This is a genomic window from Paraburkholderia sp. UCT2, from assembly GCF_014397665.1.
Classification (GTDB): domain Bacteria; phylum Pseudomonadota; class Gammaproteobacteria; order Burkholderiales; family Burkholderiaceae; genus Paraburkholderia; species Paraburkholderia tuberum.
Window position 1 is genome coordinate 13,100 of sequence record NZ_VZQO01000010.1, and the last position, 20,168, is coordinate 33,267.

General features: G+C 60.2%; 16 protein-coding genes and 3 pseudogenes. 8 read left to right on the plus strand and 11 right to left on the minus strand.

Annotation, left to right across the window (positions count from 1 at the left end):
- Positions 1-501: 501 nt before the first annotated feature.
- The 4 genes and pseudogenes from F6X39_RS10560 to F6X39_RS10575 form a co-directional block, all read right to left on the minus strand.
- Positions 502-1,646: pseudogene (locus tag F6X39_RS10560) on the minus strand (porin).
- Between the two features lie 101 nt (positions 1,647-1,747).
- Positions 1,748-2,167 (minus strand): LysR substrate-binding domain-containing protein, encoded by a 420-nt coding sequence (locus F6X39_RS10565; RefSeq protein WP_262413856.1) that lies wholly within the window; start codon positions 2,165-2,167, stop codon positions 1,748-1,750.
- 305 nt (positions 2,168-2,472) lie between these two features.
- Positions 2,473-2,754, minus strand: coding sequence for a DUF4148 domain-containing protein (locus F6X39_RS10570; RefSeq protein ID WP_316251677.1), 282 nt, complete (start codon positions 2,752-2,754; stop codon positions 2,473-2,475).
- 600 nt (positions 2,755-3,354) lie between these two features.
- Positions 3,355-4,176 (minus strand): annotated as a pseudogene (locus F6X39_RS10575) (cache domain-containing protein); the annotation flags it as partial.
- A gap of 324 nt (positions 4,177-4,500) precedes the next feature.
- Between F6X39_RS10575 and F6X39_RS36735 the strand changes: the two are divergent.
- The 3 genes from F6X39_RS36735 to F6X39_RS10590 all read left to right on the plus strand — a co-directional run bounded on the left by F6X39_RS36735 (position 4,501) and on the right by F6X39_RS10590 (position 6,468).
- The gene (locus F6X39_RS36735; protein WP_262413857.1) at positions 4,501-4,731 is read left to right on the plus strand and encodes a hypothetical protein; all 231 of its coding nucleotides are present in this window, start codon (positions 4,501-4,503) and stop codon (positions 4,729-4,731) included.
- Between the two features lie 363 nt (positions 4,732-5,094).
- Positions 5,095-5,493, plus strand: a complete 399-nt coding sequence (locus tag F6X39_RS10585) for a GFA family protein (RefSeq protein WP_184040516.1) — start codon at positions 5,095-5,097, stop codon at positions 5,491-5,493.
- Between the two features lie 222 nt (positions 5,494-5,715).
- Positions 5,716-6,468 carry a hypothetical protein gene (locus F6X39_RS10590; RefSeq protein WP_187616578.1) on the plus strand — a complete coding sequence of 251 codons (753 nt, stop codon included), beginning with the start codon at positions 5,716-5,718 and terminating at the stop codon, positions 6,466-6,468.
- A gap of 23 nt (positions 6,469-6,491) precedes the next feature.
- On the opposite strand, the pseudogene F6X39_RS10595 reads toward F6X39_RS10590, so the two are convergent.
- Both F6X39_RS10595 and F6X39_RS10600 read right to left on the minus strand, forming a co-directional pair.
- Positions 6,492-6,866, minus strand: a pseudogene (locus F6X39_RS10595) (efflux RND transporter permease subunit); the annotation flags it as partial.
- A gap of 233 nt (positions 6,867-7,099) precedes the next feature.
- Positions 7,100-7,555, minus strand: a complete 456-nt coding sequence (locus tag F6X39_RS10600; RefSeq protein ID WP_184062629.1) for a winged helix-turn-helix transcriptional regulator — start codon at positions 7,553-7,555, stop codon at positions 7,100-7,102.
- Positions 7,556-7,700: 145 nt separating this feature from the next.
- Between F6X39_RS10600 and F6X39_RS10605 the strand changes: the two genes are divergently transcribed.
- The 4 genes from F6X39_RS10605 (at position 7,701) to F6X39_RS10620 (ending at position 11,815) form a co-directional block, all read left to right on the plus strand.
- Positions 7,701-8,699: an aldo/keto reductase gene (locus F6X39_RS10605; RefSeq protein ID WP_187616579.1), complete on the plus strand. Its 999-nt coding sequence runs from the start codon at positions 7,701-7,703 to the stop codon at positions 8,697-8,699.
- Positions 8,700-8,715: 16 nt separating this feature from the next.
- Positions 8,716-9,027 (plus strand): high-potential iron-sulfur protein, encoded by a 312-nt coding sequence (locus tag F6X39_RS10610; RefSeq protein ID WP_187616580.1) that lies wholly within the window; start codon positions 8,716-8,718, stop codon positions 9,025-9,027.
- Between the two features lie 71 nt (positions 9,028-9,098).
- Complete coding sequence (locus F6X39_RS10615; protein ID WP_187616581.1) at positions 9,099-9,551, plus strand: (2Fe-2S)-binding protein; 453 nt, start codon at positions 9,099-9,101, stop codon at positions 9,549-9,551.
- Positions 9,551-11,815 (plus strand): xanthine dehydrogenase family protein molybdopterin-binding subunit, encoded by a 2,265-nt coding sequence (locus F6X39_RS10620; protein ID WP_187616582.1) that lies wholly within the window; start codon positions 9,551-9,553, stop codon positions 11,813-11,815. Before F6X39_RS10615 ends, F6X39_RS10620 begins: the two co-directional genes overlap by 1 nt.
- Positions 11,816-11,980: 165 nt before the next feature.
- On the opposite strand, the gene F6X39_RS10625 is transcribed toward F6X39_RS10620, so the two are convergent.
- Positions 11,981-13,147 carry an EAL domain-containing protein gene (locus tag F6X39_RS10625; protein WP_187616583.1) on the minus strand — a complete coding sequence of 389 codons (1,167 nt, stop codon included), beginning with the start codon at positions 13,145-13,147 and terminating at the stop codon, positions 11,981-11,983.
- 241 nt (positions 13,148-13,388) lie between these two features.
- On the opposite strand from F6X39_RS10625, the gene F6X39_RS10630 reads away from it, so the two are divergent.
- The gene (locus F6X39_RS10630) at positions 13,389-13,568 is read left to right on the plus strand and encodes a hypothetical protein (RefSeq protein ID WP_187616584.1); all 180 of its coding nucleotides are present in this window, start codon (positions 13,389-13,391) and stop codon (positions 13,566-13,568) included.
- 191 nt (positions 13,569-13,759) lie between these two features.
- On the opposite strand, the gene F6X39_RS10635 is transcribed toward F6X39_RS10630, so the two are convergent.
- The 4 genes from F6X39_RS10635 to F6X39_RS10650 form a co-directional block, all read right to left on the minus strand.
- On the minus strand, positions 13,760-14,374 hold the full coding sequence (locus F6X39_RS10635) for an ankyrin repeat domain-containing protein (protein WP_222945185.1): 615 nt from the start codon (positions 14,372-14,374) through the stop codon (positions 13,760-13,762).
- 76 nt (positions 14,375-14,450) lie between these two features.
- On the minus strand, positions 14,451-15,905 hold the full coding sequence (locus F6X39_RS10640; RefSeq protein ID WP_187616679.1) for a catalase: 1,455 nt from the start codon (positions 15,903-15,905) through the stop codon (positions 14,451-14,453).
- A gap of 759 nt (positions 15,906-16,664) precedes the next feature.
- The gene (locus F6X39_RS10645; RefSeq protein ID WP_222945186.1) at positions 16,665-18,197 is read right to left on the minus strand and encodes an MFS transporter; all 1,533 of its coding nucleotides are present in this window, start codon (positions 18,195-18,197) and stop codon (positions 16,665-16,667) included.
- A gap of 166 nt (positions 18,198-18,363) precedes the next feature.
- Positions 18,364-19,776, minus strand: a complete 1,413-nt coding sequence (locus F6X39_RS10650; protein WP_187616586.1) for a DHA2 family efflux MFS transporter permease subunit — start codon at positions 19,774-19,776, stop codon at positions 18,364-18,366.
- Positions 19,777-20,168: the final 392 nt, after the last annotated feature.

Genomic DNA, 20,168 nt, shown 5'->3' on the forward strand with positions numbered 1-20,168 from the left:
AATGCAATCGACAGCCGCCGCACGCAGATAGCAATTCCGTAGTCGCGTGGTGAGAGATAGGACAGGTCGTGCGATCGGAATGGAAAGCATGGCCATGTCCACATTTCCAAACCTGATAGGAGAAGCACGATCAAGCTGCTTTCCAGCGTCGCAGTCGCACCCGCCGCAGTCAGCCTTACTTTTGGCTCAAGCGCTTCCGCCCAAACCGCCATTCCGGGAATGACGCGCGCCGAAGTACACCAGCAACTGGTGCAGGCAGGCCGATGGGCTCTTGCCGGTACCGGAGAACAACTATCCGCCGCCAGCCACGAGAATTGGCCGCAACAAGGAGCTTTACGCAATCGAGTACCAGAACGACCCGGTTAGCGCGACGGCGTTGGCCTCTACGAGCCCGACGCATGCGGGCGTCACGTCTGACTGATGCAAAGGAAACACGAGCGCGCGCCCACGTATTGACTGTCAATGCGTGGGCGCGGGATGGCGCGATGAAGCGGGAACCGGTTAGAACTGGTGGCGAATGGCTACGCGCGTGATGACCTGATTTGCTGTCGTCGAAGGCGAATCTGCACCCGTGATAAACGCCGTGTTGAGCGGCGCCGCGGGCGCACTGCCGCCCGCCAGGTGCTGATACATACCCTGCACGTACACGTCAGTACGCGGCGACAGGTTGTTGTCCGCCACCAGTCCTACCTGATGCCACGTCGGCTTCGAATCGCCGGCGGCGCTATTGAAGTGACCGATCGTGTAGTTATACATCGCTCCGACGAACGCATTCTTCAGGAATTGATACTTCGCGTTCAATTCAAAGTTGTCGAACTTCAGGCTGCTTGCCGTATTCGCGAAGTTGCCGACATAGACGGAGCCCGTCGCGTTATTAAGCGCCGTGTGGCTATATACGAAGCCGAGTATTGCAGAGTCGATCGTGTAGTTAATGCTGGCGCCCCACACCTGTTGGCGACTCGCGAAAAAATTCGTGTCGTCGGCTGCAAGCGACCCACCGGAGTTTCCGCCCGGGTTGTTGATCTGCATGTACGCCGCTGCGACTGAAACGTTGGCAGCGACGAATTGTGCGCCGAGGCTATACGACCGGTTGTCAGCAAAGCCACCCGCCTGATTGCTAAAACCGTACAGACCGCCAAAAGAAAAGCCGCCGTAGGCGTTACTGGTGTACTTCACGCTGTTGTTCAGTCGGAACGAATTGTCTGAGTTGTCGTTGTCGTACGGATGCGACAACAGATAGCGCCCCAATTGCCGTTCGCCGTAAGCGGGGCGAGATAGTCGACGACTGAATCATACTGACGGCCCATTGTCAGGGTCCCGAGCTTCGTGTTGCTCAAACCGATGTACGCCTGCCGGCCGAACATGCGCGAACTTTGTCTAAGTGCGCCGGAGTTGACGTCGAAGCCATTTTCCAGCTGAAAGAGGGCCTTCGTGCCACCGCCCAGATCTTCGCTGCCTTTCACGCCCCATCGGCTGCCTTGTGCAAAGCCGCTTTCCATCTGCACAGCCGAACCTTGCTTAGTATTGTTCGTATAGTTCAGACCTTCGTCGATCAGGCCATACAGCGTGACGCTGCTTTGCGCCAGCGCGGCCATCGGGACGATCGTGCAACCGATCGCTGCGCCCGTAATGAGGAGTCGCTTCATAAGTGTAGATTCCTAAGGTTTGCTTGAGTACCTCGCCATGATCTAGCTCGCGCGCCGGTGCGTGGAGCCGGGATCTGACGAAAGTATTTGCACTTTAGGACCTACAAAATGCCCATCCACTGCAGTTCAGTATTGCTGAAATGGTGTTGTGCCGCCCCCACGGGAACGACAGTTTCGCGCTTGTCTTTATGTGGATTCTGGCGATAACGTTCTACCACGAAATCGACAAAGCGGCGGAGCGCCACCGCCATGTACGGTTGTCCGGAATAGAGCACCCACACTGTCCGCGCGTCGCCGCACAATTCGATGTTTTCGAACACTGGCTTTAATGAGCCGTCTGCCAGCTCACCTTGAATGAGCGAGCGCGAAAGCCGGGCGATGCCGAGGCCCGCCTGGACTGCGCGCTTTATGAACAGTGGGTTTTGCATGCTCAGAATCGGCCGTACCACTACGCGCTGCGTGCCATGCTTGTCATGAAACTCCCAGTAACGACTCGGCGCGTCCGACAGATGCCTGCGCATGAACGATGCGCCTCGCTTCACGGCGCGGCCCATTGACCTTACGCTACGTCACACGCGTTTCCCCGCCGACAGACTGCGCGGTCTTCCGAAATCGCCGGCTTTGCCGATCCGTGTGAGTCCGAGGCGGGCATTGCATGTTTCCTTGTACTTCTTACCCTAATCCTTCTTCACGAGGTCCATCACGTGCATAGGCGACCTCAACGGGCGCAAGAAGAAAAGCGGAAAGGATTGCTATGTTCAATAAAGTCATCTTCGACTCCAGGTTTGACATTCGCGCGCTGACGCAGACATTCTTGGCAAGCTTGTCACTGCACCGTTTCACTGGAGGATTGCGTTGGCGCCGCTAAAACGGGAGATATTTCTTCACCATTGTGAGTGATCGCATACAGTGCCTTATTGCGTTCAATCGCAGCTTCGCTTGGCGGGTAGTCGTACTTCGGCGTAGGCACCAGACCATCCCGTTGCGCCTCGATGAGTTCCGCGCGAACGTCCGCCCGGGTCTTGCCGGTGGGCTGCGTCTGCGCCACGGCACTCATCGCGATCGAACACGCAAGGGCGCCAATCGCTATATGTGTTGTCTTTTTCACAGTTTCCTCCGAAGTCTCTAAGAATTTGCCAATCGGCCCGTTGATCGGATCCCATCAGGGCATGCCCGACGCAATGCACCGATGAGCCCATTGTCGTCAATTGACGTTGCTCCCGGACTGACAGCCTGATTACGATTTTGTTATCTTCTTTCGGTCTTTGGCGATATTGCGGTGTGGGATGATGGCTGCGGGCTCTGCCGCAACAAGGCGTTGAGGTAGGGGGTTGAACAAGGTCCGCGCTTATGCACTGCAGAGGACAGGACAGAGGATAATCATGAACCTTGTTGATCTCCCAACAGGCCCGGATCCATGACGGTCTCTGGCGTGGATGCGACGAGGCGCGTCTTCGCCCGGTAGTCGTCGACCGCGCCGGCGGCTGGTGCGCAGGAAGCAGCTTGCCGATTGACGAACAGTAGAGAGGCCGGCGTAGTCCGACCGGAAAAGACAACCGGATCGGCTTGCGCGTCTCGATCACGTTGATCGACTCGGCGGAGGGGTCGTCGGCGGCAAGCACGCTCAGTTGCACAATCTCGCCGTTGTCGTTGTAGAGGCCCTGAAGCACCTGGCGCGCGATGACATGCGCGCTGCACCCGGCCGTATACCGCCCGGCGACAACACAGCGACGCTGCTCCCCGTCAGCGCATCGCGCATCCGCTGCATTACGTGTAGGAGGCTCGACGTGTCGCCGTTGCGCGTGCGGATCGCCACCGTCAGGTCGCCCGATGCGATCGCGTCCGCCACGTTGGCCGCATAGGCCGGATCGCCGCCGACCATGCGCGCGATGCTGCGGTTCGTCACCGCGACGAGCGTCACGAGGACCGCGGACACGGCCACGAAGATCGCGCCGATCAGCCACAACGACGCCATGAACGCAGCGTCGATGTCGTCAACATAGGCGCCGGTTGCGATGATCCAATCCCACGGCGCATAGCGCACCACGTAACCGATCTTGCCGACCGCCTGTGTCGACGCCGCGCCTGAATGCGGGAACACGTAGTCGACGAAGCCGCCGTCCGGCGCCTGTGCGGTCGACGCGAACGTCACGTAATGGTGACGGCCGTCGGCATCGGCGCTGCCCGCGAGATCCTTGCTTTCGAGTGCCGGCTTGATCGGATGCATCACCATCTGCGGCTTCGAATTGATCACGAGGAAGTAGCCGTCTTCGCCGTAGCGGACGCCGCGCAGGCGTTCGAGTGCCTGCTTGCGGGCATCCGCCTCCGGCAACGCGCCGCTTTGCGCCAGCGCCGCATACTCCGTCACGATGCTGAGTCCGACGTGCGCGATGTTCGTGAGGTCGTGCTTACGTTCTTCGATGCGCGTCTCGCGCGACTGCCACGCCGCCGATACGGAGACGGCGAGCAACGCGACGAGGCTGATGATCAACGGCAGCCAAAGCTTCTGCGTAAAACTGAGCTTGTGCATCCTGAGTCCTCGTGCAAATGAATGGAAACCGCGCAGGGCTGCCGTGCGAAGTGGCATGTGTATGGGCGCGCCGTGTGGCGCCGGCGGACTGTCCGGCGGCCATCCAGGTGGTTCCTGCTCGAGTTATCGGCGGATACGAGCGAATGTTTCATCCCGTGAAACCCTCGGTTACCACCTTGCCAAGGCGTATCGGAGGGCCCTTGTGTGTCGGCTCCCACGGAGCGTCATCAGGCACCAGCCGGCCAGAAGCGGGCACTCGACCGAGGCTGCCAGATCGCTGACAATGCTGCTTTGCAGACTAACTGCGAGTTCGGGGACATAGATATGGGATACGACGTCCACATCACCCGCAAGGAAAATTGGTTTGACGAAAGCGGACTAAAAATTGGTATCGACGAGTGGAAGGCACTCGTTCAGTCCGACCCAGATATGCGTCTCGACGGTTATGCGAGTGCGATCGTTGGCGACGCCAACGTCCTGCGGATAGAGCGAGGGATTGGCCGTCTGGACAGCCCATGCCGGAACCGCTGTAAGTGGGAACATGGCGTGGTTTGATTTCCGGCAAGGCAATGTAGTAGTCAAGAATCCTGACGTCGCGATTCTCGGCAAGATGTGGCAGTTAGCACGGAAGCTCGAAGCAAAGGTACAAGGCGACGAGTGTGGAGTCTACGGCGCAGATGGCCGCGTTATTGGGTAGTTAGTCGTCACCGCTCGGCCAGGAACGGCCATCCGAACTGGTAGCCGAAAGCGGTCAGTCGCCGTTACACTCGGAAAGGAAACAGCCGACCGAGGCGCTATCCCCTAGTTCGAGCGCCACCTGCGCTATCGACCCTGCGAGATCTTCAGCCCGGACCTCTACAATTGGCGGGCGCATACGATCGTTGCGCTGCGGGCGACTGTCACGCCACGGAGGGAGCAATGCTCAAAGGTCGCTGTTTTTGCGGAGAAGTCCGTTATGAAGTATTGGATACACCCTTCAACTCCACAGTTTGTCACTGCGCAGACTGTCGCCGCGCATCTGCGGCCCCGTTCGTCGCCTGGTTTAGCGTCAAGCGATCCGAGTTTCGGTTCGTCCATGGCGAACCAAGGAGCTTCGCAAGCAGTAAAGCGGTTTTGCGAACTTTCTGCCCGGACTGTGGCACGCAATTGACCTATCAACACGACGATTTCCCCGACGAGATTGACATTACGACATGCAGTCTCGACGTGCCGGACCTGGTTCCTCCCGAGCATCACACTTGGACATCGAGCAAGTTACCGTGGGTTCATGTATCTGACGCCCTGCCGAAACACGAGGGCAGCTACTCCAAGGGCTGAATTCAAATGGCAGGTCTGCACGGCGGATTCAACCGGTCGATGCAACACAATGAACGTCGCCTGTCGGCGAGCCGACGAGCCACCGTTCAGCAGTTGATAACACCGGCGAATGTGATTGACGTGTAGGACGGTCTCCAAGCATGGGGCGCTAAAATTGTACGTAGCATTGGTCCGTTCCGTGGAACCGATTGCCCCATCCCGATCTATCAACGGCAGGCAACCATGAACACTCACTACGCGTGTTTCGTTCGTCCGGCGCTGGCTGCAATTTGCGTGGCTTCCCTCGCAACGCTCGCCGCTTGCGGCGGAAACGCCTGTATCGGCCTCGACAGTTGCGGTGGCGGAAACGTGACGCCAACCGTCGCTATATCCGGCACGGCCGCCACCGGTAGTGCGGTCGCCAGCGCGACGGTCAGCTTCAGTTGTGTGCAGGGCTCGGGCTCCACCCTGTCCGACGGCGGTGGACACTACGCGATTACGTTCAATGCCACGCCTCCCTGCATCCTCACCGTGACCTCTGGTGGCATTGGCCTGCATTCGGTGGCATTTGCCGGCGGCACCTTCAATACGACGCCAGAGACCGAACTGATGTTTGTCTACATCGCTTCGCAACTCGGCACGAGCGAGAGCGGTCTGATAGCGGGCTTCCCGACCAACTCACAGTTCCAGGAGGTGCTGGCAAACCAGGCCGACGTGCAGGCTGCGCAATCGGCAGTCGTCACGAATCTACAGCAGCGCTATGCGGTCACGCTGACGGCACCGGCGTTTCTAACGACATCCTTTACAGTTGGCCAAATAGGTGTCGACAGCGACCTGGGCGCGCTAGCGGCAGCAGGGGCTCTCGACGCCAATGGCATGCCCGATCAGGCCGCCGTCTCGCTGCTGTCCGCGGCGGGTCTCGCCCATCCGCTTACAGCGATGTCCGCACCTTCTTCCGGCACTGGCAGTACTGGCAGCAACAGCGGAATGATGTGACGTGCGGCGAGCCCGGGGCCATCGAGCGTGCCGGGCGGCAGCACGCGCAGGATCGATGCGGAGTTCGACGCTGCCTCGGCGATCGCGCGATTGATGTCCGCGCCCGGATGGAAGAAGATCTTCACCACCGAGACGCCGTTCAGCGATTGCGACTCGATATGCTCGATGTCGTCGACGTCCGAGCTCAGCGCGCGCTCGTAATTCGACGTGATGCGATTGGCCATGTCCTGGGCGGAAAAGCCATTGTACGTCCAGACGATGCTGACCACCGGGATGTCGATGTTCGGGAAGATATCGGTCGGCGTGCGCAGTATCGCAAGCGGGCCGACGATAAGGATCAGTACGGCGAGGACCACGAAGGTATAAGGGCGGCGCAGCGCGAGCTGGACGATCCACATGACGGGTTCCTGAAATGAGGCCATGAAGGCACGGCGTTCCTCTATCGATCGTGGCCGGCCTCGCGTCTATCGAGACGGCTCAGGAAGACACCGGCGACCCGACCACCCATGGCAAGCGCGCTGCCAACGCGCCGCGCTTCCAGGCGAATGCGTTCCTCCTTTGCCGCGTTCCGGGCGTCCCTGATGTCGCAACGTCTTACCAGCTCGCGGCCAACCTGACAGTGCGCGTTCGGCTATTCCAGGCGCGTTTCTGAGCCGGACTCCGCGTCCCGGTTCGAAGGCGCGCGATCGGTACGCCTTTCGCCGAGATCGAACTGCCGTCGCGCCGATTCCATTTCCGCCATATGCGCTTCCACCCAGTCCCAGATCCCACAGATCTTGTCGAGCAGACTGCGTCCTAACGGCGTCAACTGATAGTCGACACGAGGCGGTATCACGGGATGCACATAGCGCGTGACGAGACCGTCGCGCTCGAGTTGCCGCAAGGTCTTCGTGAGCATCTTCTGACTGACGCCCCCCACCTCGTCGCGTAGCCGCGAGAAACGCATCTCGCCATGGGTGCCCAGCGCGTCGATCACGAGGATCGTCCACTTGTCGGCGATCTGCTCGATGACGTTGCGCGCGAGGTCATCGGTTTTCTTCTGTGGGTTCTCGGCGGCGTGAGGGCCGTCGTAGCAATTTGTTTCCATGGGGAAAGTATGGAACCTTCAGGTGCCTTCTTGTGATCGCCGGATGCGGCTGAAATAATCGACTCGCCTGCCCGTCCTTTGGGCACGTCGCATTTTCTCGGACCGCATTCGACATGGATGCGGCGCTTTAACCAGAGAGCATCGCATGACTATTGAAACAATTGAAGTTGAGGGTTTATCGACGCCTGTATCGCGTATCGGCCTGGGCACGTGGGCGATCGGCGGATGGATGTGGGGCGGCACTGATGAGAAGGACTCGATTGCGGTGATCCGCCGGGCGCTCGACAGCGGCGTGAACCTTATCGACACGGCGCCGGCGTACGGCTTCGGCGCGTCGGAGGAAATCGTCGGCAAAGCACTGGCCGATGGATATCGCCACAAGGCAGTCATCGCGACTAAAGTCGCTCTCGAATGGCAGGACGGCAAGGTATTTCGCAATGCTTCGCCGGAGCGCATTCGTCACGAAGTAGAGGATACACTTCGGCGCTTGCGGACAGATTACATCGATCTATACCAGGTTCACTGGCCCGATCCGCTCGTGCCAATCGAAGAGACGGCCGCGGTGCTGAACGACCTACGCAAGGAAGGCAAGGTTCGCGCGCTCGGCGTCAGCAATTTCTCTGCGGCGCAAATGGACGCGTTCCGCCGCGTGGCGCCGCTGTCCACCACGCAGCCGCCTTATAACCTGTTTGAACGCGACATCGACCGCGATGTGCTGCCTTATGTAAAACAGCATGGGCTGGTTGCACTCGCCTATGGCGCACTGTGCCGCGGATTGCTGGCAGGGCGCATCGGCGCCGAGACGCGTTTCGAGGGCGACGATCTGCGTCAACATGACCCGAAGTTCCGTGCGCCGCGTCGTCAGCAGTATGTCGACGCTGTGAAAGCACTGGACGTCTTCGCGCGCGATAACTTCGACAAGTCGGTGCTTGCGCTTGCAGTGCGCTGGGTGCTGGACCGCGGCCCGACGATCGCGCTGTGGGGTGCGCGCCGTCCGTCGCAACTGGACGGACTCGAAGCCGCGTTCGGCTGGCGACTCGACGAAAAGGCCTTCGCGCAAATCGACGCGATCGTCTCGCAATTCGTCAAGGACCCGGTAGGCCCGGAGTTTATGGCGCCGCCGCAACGTGTTCTGGTGTCGTGAAAAGAGTGTATTGAACATGCGAACCAATCGACGAACTTTCATTGTGCATACCGTTGGCGCCGCGGCGCTGGCAATGACCGGCGGCACGGCGTGGGCCGCGCCCACGCAGCTTCAGGAAAGCGATCCGGCCGCGCAGGCGCTCGGCTACCGGACCGACGCATCGCGCGTCGATCACGCGAAATATCCGCGCTTCAGCGCCACCCAGCGCTGCTCGAATTGCCAGTTCTATCAGGGCAAGCCAGCCGACACGAGCGCGCTTTGCGCGCTGTTTGGTGCGAAACAGGTGAGCGGCGCGGGATGGTGCAACGCCTATCAGGCGAGAGCCTGATAGGCTTGGGCGGTTAAAGCGATACGGCGCATGACGACTTCGTGCCGTTCGCGTCGACTACGAGGAATCAGTTGATGGAACTCATTGTGAACGGCGTTCATCACAACGTCGATGCGGATGCGAATATGCCGCTGCTGTGGGCAGTCCGTGATCTCCTCGGGCTGCACGGTACCAAGTTCGGTTGCGGGGTCGGCGCGTGCGGCGCATGCACGGTCCATCTGGACGGTGTCGCTGTGCGTTCGTGTGTGACCGCACTGGCGGATGTTCAGGGCAAGCCCGTCACGACCATCGAGGGACTCGGCAAAGGCGGCGATCACCCCGTGCAGCGCGCGTGGAAAGCCGCCAATGTGCCGCAATGCGGTTACTGCCAGCCTGGACAGATCATGCAGGCCGCGTCGTTGCTCAAGCAGACGCCGAAGCCGAGCGACGAGCAGATTGTCGAAGCGATGTCCGGCAATGTTTGCCGCTGTGGCACCTATCAACGCATCATGGCCGCCATCAAGGCGGCAGCGTCGGAGGCGTGATGGGCGAAATCGTCAATCTGAGCCGGCGCGGGGTGTTGAAAGGGACTTTGGCAGGTGGGGTTGTGCTGGGCTTGCAGATCGGCGGCGCGGGTACCGCACTCGCGGCGAGCGTGCTGTCATCCGCGAATGGCACTAAAGCGGCTTTCGCACCGAACGTGTACGTCTCGGTCGCGCCGTCCGGCGAGATCATTCTGGTCGTGCATCGTTCGGAGATGGGGACCGGTATCCGCACCAGTCTCGCGATGATTCTTGCGGACGAACTCGATGCCGACTGGAACACCGTCAAGGTCGTGCAGGCGCAAGGCGATGCGAAGTATGGCGACCAGAATACCGATGGCTCGCGCAGCATCCGCCAGTTCTTCCAGCCATTGCGCGAAGCAGGTGGCACGGCCCGGCAGATGCTCGTGGCGGCGGCCGCCGTGCAATGGCGCGTGGCGCCGGCGACCTGCCACACTGAGCCGGGTCATGTCGTGCATGCGGCGAGCGGGCGGCGCGTGGCCTACGGCGCGCTCGCAACGGCGGCGGCGCGTCAGCCGGTGCCGGGCCGTGACACGCTGCATCTGAAAGACGAGGGTACCTGGCGCTACATCGGCAAGTCGCTGCCGATCGTCGATCTCGACGACATCGTCCACGGCCGGGCGACGTACGGCATCGATGTCGTGTTGCCCCGAATGACGTACGCGTCGATCGAACGTTCGCCGGTCTATGGCGCGACGCTCAAGAGCGTCGATTCGACCGACACGATGAAAGTGCCCGGCGTGCTGCATGTGGTGCGCATTCCCGCTGCGCCGTTGCCCGCCGGTTTCCAGCCGCTGGGCGGCATCGCGGTGGTGGCAACCAGCACTTGGGCCGCGATGCAAGGGCGGCGGAAATTGAGGCTCGACTGGGACCTTGGGCCGAATGCATCGTATGACAGTCAGGCTTATCGCAAGGCGCTCGAGGACACCGCGCGGCAGCCGGGCAAAATCGTTCGCAACAACGGCGACACAGCGGCTGCGCTAAAGAGCGCCGCCCACCATGTCTCGGCGGACTACTATGTGCCGCACCTGGCGCATGCGGCGATGGAGCCGCTCGCCGCGACCGCGTCCTATGCGAACGGTGCGGTTGAAGTATGGACCGCGACGCAGAATCCGCAGCAGGCTCGCACGACCGTGGCACAGGTGCTCGGCGTGCAGGAGCCGGCCGTGACGATCAATGTCACGTTATTGGGCGGCGGCTTCGGCCGCAAGTCCAAGCCTGACTACGTGGCCGAGGCGGCATTCCTGTCACGCGAGGTCGGCGCGCCCGTGAAGCTCACGTGGACTCGCGAAGACGACGTGCACAACGACTATTTCCATGCGGTGTGCGCCCAGCACATGGAAGGCGGGCTCGACGCGCAAGGCAAGACGGTCGCGTGGTTGCACCGCACGGTGTTTCCGTCCATCAGTTCGACGTTCAAGGCCGATGTCCGCTATGGGGCGGCGGGGGAATTGGGGCAGGGCGTGACCGATATGCCCTACGACATCGCCAACGTGCGGTGTGAGAACGGCGCCGCCTCCGCACACACGCGCATTGGCTGGTATCGATCGGTGTACAACATTCCCCACGGCTTCGCGTTAGGGTCGTTCGTCGATGAGCTTGCCGCGGCCGCGCGGCAGGATCCGGTGCAGCACCTGCTCACGCTGCTCGGCACGCCGCGGCATGTCGATCTGCATGCACTAGGCGTCGATTACCCGAACTACGGCGCGTCGATCGACGAGTACCCGATCGACACCGCCCGCTATGCGGCCGTGGTTCGCGCGGTCGCCGTGCGCTCCGGGTGGTCGACCGCATTGCAGGCGCGGCATGGGCGCGGGATTGCGGTACATCGGAGCTTCCTGAGCTATGTGGCCGCGGTCGCGCATGTGCAGGTGGCCGACGACGGTTCGGTGCGTGTGACACGCGTCGATCTGGCCGTCGACTGCGGGCGCATCGTCAATCCCGATCGGGTTGTTGCGCAGTTCGAGGGCGCGGTGGTGATGGCGCTCGGCAACACGTTGTACAGTGAACTCACTTTCCGCAACGGCGCGTCGGAGCAATCGAACTTCACGGATTACCAGGTTGCCCGTATCGATTCCGTTCCCGAGACTCACGTGTATATCGTGCCGAGCGATGCACCGCCTGGCGGCGTTGGCGAGCCGGGCGTGCCGCCGACTTCAGCGGCCATCTGCAACGCGATCTTCAACGCGACCGGCCAGCGGATTCGTGCGTTACCGGTGGATACGTCGCTGTTGAAACGGACGTAGCGGCAAAATGCAACGGAGTTCGAGCGGCTGCCTACCGTGAGAATGAAATCAGCGTTAAACGATAAAGCTGTCGCGTCAACGGAACGCTGTGCGCGGGCGGCGGTGTCCAGTGCACTTCGGTGCGCGCCAGCTCTTTCGAAATCATTCTGCGAACCCGCCGTTGGGTCACCTGCCGCCTGGCACTGACGCAACGGCCGCCGGCTTGCCGTAAAGCCACCCTTGCGCAAGTTCGATGCCGCAGTTCTGCAATGCGTCGTGCTGGGCTGCCGTTTCGACACCTTCAGCAAGCACCTTGCAGCCGAGCTTACAGAGCTGTTCAGCCGACGCGCGAATAGCGGCTGCAAAGGGCGCACCCTTATCGGCATTGCGGATCACTGTAATGCACAGTTTGACGATTTCTGGCTTCAGCAGGCGAACGGTATCGAAGTCTGCGAACCCGCAGCCCGTGTCGTCCAGGGCCAAGCCAATGCCGATGCTACGCAGGCGTTCTACCGCGTCTCGCAAACCCTCGGCTTCGTTGAGCGGCAAGTGCTCGGTGAGTTCGAACATGACTTCCTGCCGGCCAGCCAACGGCAGTTTTTCCGCAGCAAGGGTCAAGGCATCCGGGCCCAGATTGATGGTCAAAAACTTCCCGGGCGGCAGTTTGCCTTTGGTGCGCTCGAGAGCCAATTCGGCACACAATAATTCCATCTCCACGGCACAGCCGGCCGCATGGGCCGCGTCGAACAGCACGTCCGGGCGTTCAAATGGCGTCCGTTGCGGACCTCTGGAAAGGGCTTCAAAACCCGTCACTGCACCGTCTTTAATGCGCACTATCGGCTGCAACACGGTCTGTACGGAGCGTTCGCGCAGAATTGCTCTCACTCTGGTCGATGAGTTGTCCCGGTCCTTATGTTGATGTTTCGGTTGGGACCTCGATCGATCTTTCGTCCATTGAAACCAACCTGTTTTGGCATCTCCTGAGACTGCTTCGGAAGGCAAAACGAACACCGACAGATCGCAGTTGATCCGGGCGCCTGTCCCGCCGCCAAAAATAGCAAGTAGCCGCTCGCGAATCAGATGACTCCCTGCCTTTTCTATGGTCTGCGCCGCTTCGCTGGCATCACGCGGCAAGCCTCCCGACAGCACACGGAAACACGCAGAGCAATGTCCGTCGACATCGGAACGATATCGGTCAATGACCTGATGCTGAGCCAGCAACCGGTTTAGCAAAGCCGTTGCTTCCTCGCCGAACTGAGTGAGAGCCTGTTGAATCGATTCCTCGCCGAATATGTGGGTCAGACGCGTGATATCTGCAATCGTGATGCTGACTACGGCCGTGATTTCCGTCATTGAAGACAACCCCGTTGTATTCCTTCTTGCTTACGCTCTTTCAATAATGCACATAGGCCTCTGAGCGACGTATCAACATAACGGCTCCTGCATGTCGCAAATCAGTCGGCAAGATGACATTCGTGCCATCCAGACCCGCAGCGCGATTTTTCGCGCTTACAGTAGCAGCGAATTCAATTGGTGAGATCTGCGCAAAATCGGAAGACGTGCTAACGTCTGCGTCTTCAATAAAGGAAAGATCATGAACGTTACGCAAACCGCCGCAAGCGTGGCCATGCAAGTGATGCAGCAGTCCTCGCAGGGCGTTGCCGCGCATACGCCGCAAAGCGGCGCCCTGGCTCTCGTCGAAGCGGAAGCTGCGAGCGCGTCGCCTGTCAGTGCAAACGGCATGGTTGGAAGCATCATCAATACTTTCGCGTGAACGCAGAGCGGCCTGCAAACGTAATCGCCGAGCTTGCTACAAAATTCCCGGCGTTTCGCGTGAGCGACGCCGCCGTGGATACCGGTTGCAAGTCGAGCATGGATGAACCCGGCGCGCTTTTGAGCGAGTAAAAAAGGCGGAACGGAACTTCTGCGGTCAAGTTTCCGGACAGCCTATCGAGTTCCTCCACATTACTGCGTAGCGCCGACCTGGCGCAGCGCATCGGCTGCGGCGGTATTGTGTTGCGAGATGGCCATTTGCAGCGCGGTGCCGCCGCGTGCGTCGACATGATTGACGTTCGCTCCGTGCGCCACCAGCACCGAGAGCATATCGAGCCGGCCGAACAGCGCAGCAAACGATAGCGCCGTTTCCCCTGCGTTGTTGGTTTGATCGATAGGGCAGTGCGTCCCGAGCAATATTTGCGCAATGTTCGTTTCGCCCTTGAACAGTGCACCCATCAACGCGGTATTGCCGTGTTTGTCGGCGGCGCATGCGTTGGCGTGAGCGGCAAGAAGCGCCCTTAGCGTGTCCGGGTGATTATCGTAGGCGCTAAGAATGAGCGCCGTATATCCCTGAGGCGTTGCGGTTTCGATCGGATAGTGCGCGTCGATCAGCAATTGAATGATATCGGTTCGCCCTTCGCGGGCCGCCGCGAACCAGTCATCGGTGTATGTTCGCGTGTCAACCGTGCCGGAATACGTTGCTGGCCGATAAACGTGCTCCGCACAACTCGCGCTCAGAAGTGCGGCTATCGCTGCCACGGCTGCGTTTCGAACTACTCGCCGCGCAGTAGAGAAACCTCGCATGACGTTCTCCGTCGGAAATCGTGTTCAGGCAGACGGGGCCCGCTTGCGCAGGCTCCGTCTGCGTTGCCTACTGGCTTCAGTTATCGCCAAGGTGCGACGCCATATCCTGCACACGTGAGAGATCCGCGTGCGTGGCGCGTGCGAGGCGGGTACCGTAATCGGAGTCAGCCTTGTAGAAGTACGACAGCATCGTGTACTTGTTCGCGTCGTTTGTTACACGGCCCAGATCGCCCGACAATGCCGTGACCAGATCCGCCTTGTTGGCTTCAGACAGCGTCCGGTAGAACTCGCCAGCCTGACGGAAGTCGAGGGTCTTGTGGATCGCCATTTGCTGCGTCGTTCCGCTGACCGGCGTCTGCACGGACTTGTACCTGGCCTGCTGCGAGATCTCCGCGATGCTGGAGGGCTCGTAGTTCACCTCAGCCTTGCGATCGCCGGAATTCATCAAGCCATCCTGGTTATTGTTGTACACAGTCACAACAGGACGATTGATCGGCAAATCGTTGTAGTTCGGTCCCAGGCGATACATCTGCGTGTCGGCGTACGCGAACAGACGACCCTGCAGCATCCGGTCCTCCGAAGGCTCGATGCCCGGCACGAGGCGGGACGGCGCGAATGCCGATTCTTCAGTGGACTGGAAGTAGTTATCCGGAACCCGGTTGAGCGTCATCGTCCCGACCTTCTGCTCAGGGATCGACGACGGCCACACCTTCGTGTCGTCAAGCGGATCGAAGTCGAACTTGTTCAGATCCTTCGGCGAAAGGATCTGAATGTACAGATCCCATTGCGGATACGAATGCGCCTTGACCGAGTTGTACAGGTCGTCGGTCATCAGATTCCAGTCGGCACCGATCGAATGAGGAATATCCTGCGGACGGATGCCCTCGATGCCCTGACGGCTCTTCCAGTGAAATTTTACGTAGTGAACTTCGCCTTTGGCATTGACGAACTTGAACGCATGCACGCCGTAGCCATCCATGTGGCGGTATGAGTCAGGCATTCCCTCGTCGGTGTAGAGGTGCGTCAGCATGCTGGTCGCTTCCGGCGTATGGGCGAAGAAGTCGAAGGCCAGATTCGGATCCTGCACGCCCGTCACGGCGGACGGCTTGTTTGCGTGCACGAAGTCTGGGAACTTGATGGCGTCCCGGATGAAGAAGATCGGCCAGTTGATGCCGACGACGTCCCAGTTGCCTTGCTGCGTATAGAACTTCACGGCAAAGCCGCGCGGGTCGCGCGCCTGCTCAGGCGATCCACGGTAGCCCATCACGGTCGAGAAGCGCACGAAGACCGGGGTCTTTGTGCCAGGCGTGAACACTTTGGCGGTGGTCAACGCGCTGATATCGGCGGTCGGCGCGAACTCGCCAAAGATACCCGTGCCGCGCGCATGAACGACGCGCTCCGGGATGCGCTCCCGGTCGAAGCGCTGCAGCTTCTCGATCAGATGCGAGTCCTGCAGCAGTACCGGACCTTCAGGACCGGCGGTCTGGGAGTTCTGGTTGTCGCCGACCGGCGAGCCACTATCGCGCGTCATATCTTCAGCGTACACGGGTTGCGCGGTGACGATTGCGGAGGCGATGGAAAGAATGCTTGCTGCGATTTGTGTCGTGCGTAATTTCACGTTGTGATCCCAGTTCAGGTCAGGAGGAAACCAGGCACATCCTATGATTGGGCTTTTCATAGCGCCAATCTATTTTCTCTATGCCTGCAATAGGAGGTCGGTTTCTTTCAAGACTAAAAAAGGATGATAAAAATGAAAGCAGCCAAGTTTAAAATTATGTGGTATAGCTCAATTGGAATTAACAAGGAGTACTGCAAAAAGGCATGACAAAGAGCGGGTTGCAGGATCTCCAGGAAGGGAGCCTGAGCAAGTTCTCGACACTGCTCTTCTTCGAAAACAGTCCGTAAATAGTGGGCTAAAGTTCGGCGATACATTGCGCAAGGCGGGACTGGATCGTCACGTTCGCCCGCAAAGAATGCGTCGTGAACGTCCAAAAATTGGAAAACTGTCTTGCTGAAATTGACAGTAGAGTCCAGTATTCTAATTGGTAAGGTATCTCAAGCTAATGCGCTGGATCGAAAGAAATTCGCTTGTGATTTTGTCAATTTATATTGCTGCGGAAAAATCCATTGACTGAATTGACATGAATAAAGATTCAATGTCAAAGAGCAGGATCGGTAATGCGTCGGTCAGTATTCAGTCATCGTCGTGGTTGAATCCTTACCTGTGGCTTCCTCCGTGGAAGCCTTCGCTGCGAAAACCCGCGTCTTCTCCAATGCAGCCGCGCGCGTCTCACCGGTCGGCGATCCCTTCGCCTCCGGAAAGCGCTGGGCTGGCATGGTCTGGGCTCGTCGCGGATGGTGTGCGGCCAAGGAACCCAAGCACCATGATCGCGGAGGCGAGCGTGATGGCCACCAGCATATGGAGCAGTACCCGGAACGCGCCGTCGTACGCATGCACGAGTGCAGGCTGCCCGAGTGCGGGCAGAAGTGCCGCAGCATGTGCCAGATCGCCGGTGGCCACGCGCTGGGCGGCTTCTGTGACGGCATGAGCCGACGCGCCGGGAGATCCCGCGAGTGCGTCGGATAGTCGCAAGCGTGTGAGCACTGCCAATATCGCGCTAGCCACCGCGAGGGTCATGCCTTCGCCCGCCACGCGCGTCGTGCTGAAAATACCCGTCGCCATGCCGGCGCGTTCCTTTGGAACAACGCTGACTGACAAGCCGTCCATCAGTCCCCACGGCAGCCCCGCACCGACACCGATCACGAACAGGGGAATCGCAAGGACAGTGGCTGACGCATCAAGTCCGATACCACTGAACCAGAGCATGCCGATGGCCGCAATGACGAGGCCGATCGCCGAGATGACGCCGGCCGACATCCAGCGCGTGAGATGCGCAGCGGTGAGCGGCACGATCAGCATCGGCGCCGAAAGCGAAACCATCATCAAGCCCGCGCCGATCGCGGTATGTCCTTCGATGCCGATGAATCGCGTCGGCAAGACAAGCAGCAACGTGACGTAGCAGAATGCGGTCGCAAGCGGGAGTACCTGCACGCCGACGAAGCGCGGATAGCGAAACAACGACAGGTCGAGCATAGGCCGGGTAACACGACCTTCGATCCATACGAAGGCGATCGCCATGACCGCGGCACCCACGAACAGTGCAACGATGAGCGGACTGCTCCAGCCGCTCTCCGGCCCTTGCAGCAGGCCGAAGGTGAACAGGGTCAGTGCCGCGGTAAAGCTGATGGCGCCAGGCCAATCGAGACCATTGGCGTGCGGATCATAGGATTCCCTCAGTTTTGGAACGCCGAGCGCAAAGCCCGTCAAGCCGATTGCCGCATCCGCCAGGAAGAACGAGCGCCAGCCGAATGTTTGCGTAAGAAACCCGGCGAGAAGCGGACCCAGCGCCAGCCCCACGCCGAAGGTCGTGCCGAGCATGCTGAACGCGCGAGCGCGGCGATGCCCGTCGAACTCCTGGGCAAGCGCTGCCGATGATCCGGCCAGCACCAACGCGGCAGCAATGCCCTGCAGCGCGCGCAGAAAGTCGACCCACACGAGGCTCGGCGCGGCGGAGATCCCGAGTGATGTCGCTGCAAAGAGCGCTACCCCGACGGCGAATACGCGTTTTCGTCCGAGCAGATCCGCGAGCGCTCCGGCGACCATCAGACTGCTGCCGAAGCTCAGCATGAACGCGTTCAGGATCCAGTTGATTGCCACTGGACTGCCTCCCAGCGCGGTGCCGATAGTCGGCGCCGACACCGCCGCACCGCCGAAATTCAGCGGCAGCACAAGTACTGCGATACAAACGCCCGCGAGAATCAGCGCCTGTTGCGAGGCGCTGCGAGCGACTGAGCTGTCCGCTACGGGCGCCGCGTGGGGCGAGGCGGCTTGTGAAGTCGTCAATGGCGTTCCCGGGTTATTCTGCACGGACTCTCTCTCTGTTTAATTTGGGCCAGTCGCCATTAACGCTCCCGATACAATTTCCGCACTACCGCGATGCGGCTCCCGTATGGCCGCTAACCTCGCAGCCGGCGTCCGGTTCGAGGCCGATAAAGTACAGCACGGAGATCAGTACCAGTACCGCGACAAGCAGAAACGCGACCCGGAAATCAGCAAGCGACAACTGCGCGTGGCCGCCATGTATCAGGACTGCAGCATGCAGCGCGATCGCACCGAATGCGATGCCGAGACCGATGGTCATCTGCTGGACCATGCTGAAAAACGTGCTCGCCGAACTCATCCGCGCCGGCGGCACGTCCGCGAATGCGAGCGTGTTGATGCTGGTGAACTGCATCGATCGGCATAGGCCGCCGACCAGCAGCACCAGCATGATCAGCGCGCGCGGCGTGTCCGGCGAGAGCAGGGCGCACAGCGCGATGGTGACGGCAGTGAGCAGGCCATTGACGATCATTACCTTGCGGAAACCAAAGCGCTTGAGGATGGGCGTGGTGACGGTCTTCATGGCCAGATTGCCGGCCGCGTAAGCGAGCACCAGCAGACCGGCGGCGAACGCGTTGAGCCCGAAACCGAGCTGGAAGAACAGCGGTAACAGGAAGGGCGAAACGCTGACCGAGACCACATACAACGAACCGCCATCGAGGGTTGCGCGAAAGGTCGGGATTCGCCACGGCGCGAGATCGATCAGCGGGTGTTCGGCACGCCGGAAATGCCGTACCGCGAAGGCAGCGGCGAGCACGCCACCGGTCAGCGCCGCGGCCGCGACGTGCCAGTCGCCATGCAGTTGCCCGACGAGTTCCATGCCGTACATGAGGCAGGTTAGCGCGACTCCGCTAAGCACGAATCCGGGCACATCGAACGGACGACGGCTGGATTCGCGGTGGTTCGGAATGAACGTGGCGGTCAGCGCCAGGCCCAGCAGGCCGATCGGTACGTTCAGCAGAAAGATCCAGCGCCAGCTGAAATAGGTCGAGATAAAGCCGCCCAACGCTGGACCCAGCACCGGTGCGGCCAACCCGGGCCAGGTAATGTAGGCGATCGAGCGCATCAGGTGACGCTTCTCCGTGCTGCGCAGCACTGCAAGCCGGCCGACCGGCACCATCATTGCGCCGCCGAGTCCCTGCAGGATCCGCGCGGCCGTGAATTCGACGAGACCGTTGCTGAGCCCGCAAAGTATCGACGCGCCGGTGAACACGACGATGGCGCTACCGAACACTGAGCGTTGCCCAAAGCGATCCGCTACCCAGCCGCTGATGGGGATGAAAACCGCGAGCGCGAGCAGATAGGCGGTCATGCCGATACTCAGCCTCACGGGCGTGACGCCGAACGTGGCGGCCATGTGGGGCAGCGCTGTCGCAATCACCGTAGCGTCCAGGTTCTCCATGAAATAGGCACTGGCGACGATCAACGCGATGATGACCGATTGACGGCTTGACAAAGACATGAGCGGAGAACCGAAACGGGTTGAGTGAAAGACCCGCAAACGCCCTGGCGCGGGAAGTGCCAATGCCGGCAGTCATAGATGAGGCGCTCGCTTCGCGATGGCACTGAGATAGTGCACGGCTGAAACCGGGAGCATGGCGACACCGGTTCATGCCGGCGGACGATATACTCTATCAAATCATATGTCTTCATGTGAAGACATATTTGAAAATCCAACAAACATCGTAGTGGCACCAAGAAAATGCACGGCCTGCAAACTGCACCGACCATGATCCTCTCAATTTGTAAATGTAGTCGTCAGTTGACGATTTAGTTTATCGGCGATATCCTCGTTTCCGAAGCGATGGCTGAAGCGGCAGCCATCCCACCGGGTGAACAGCGCCGCGCACGCGG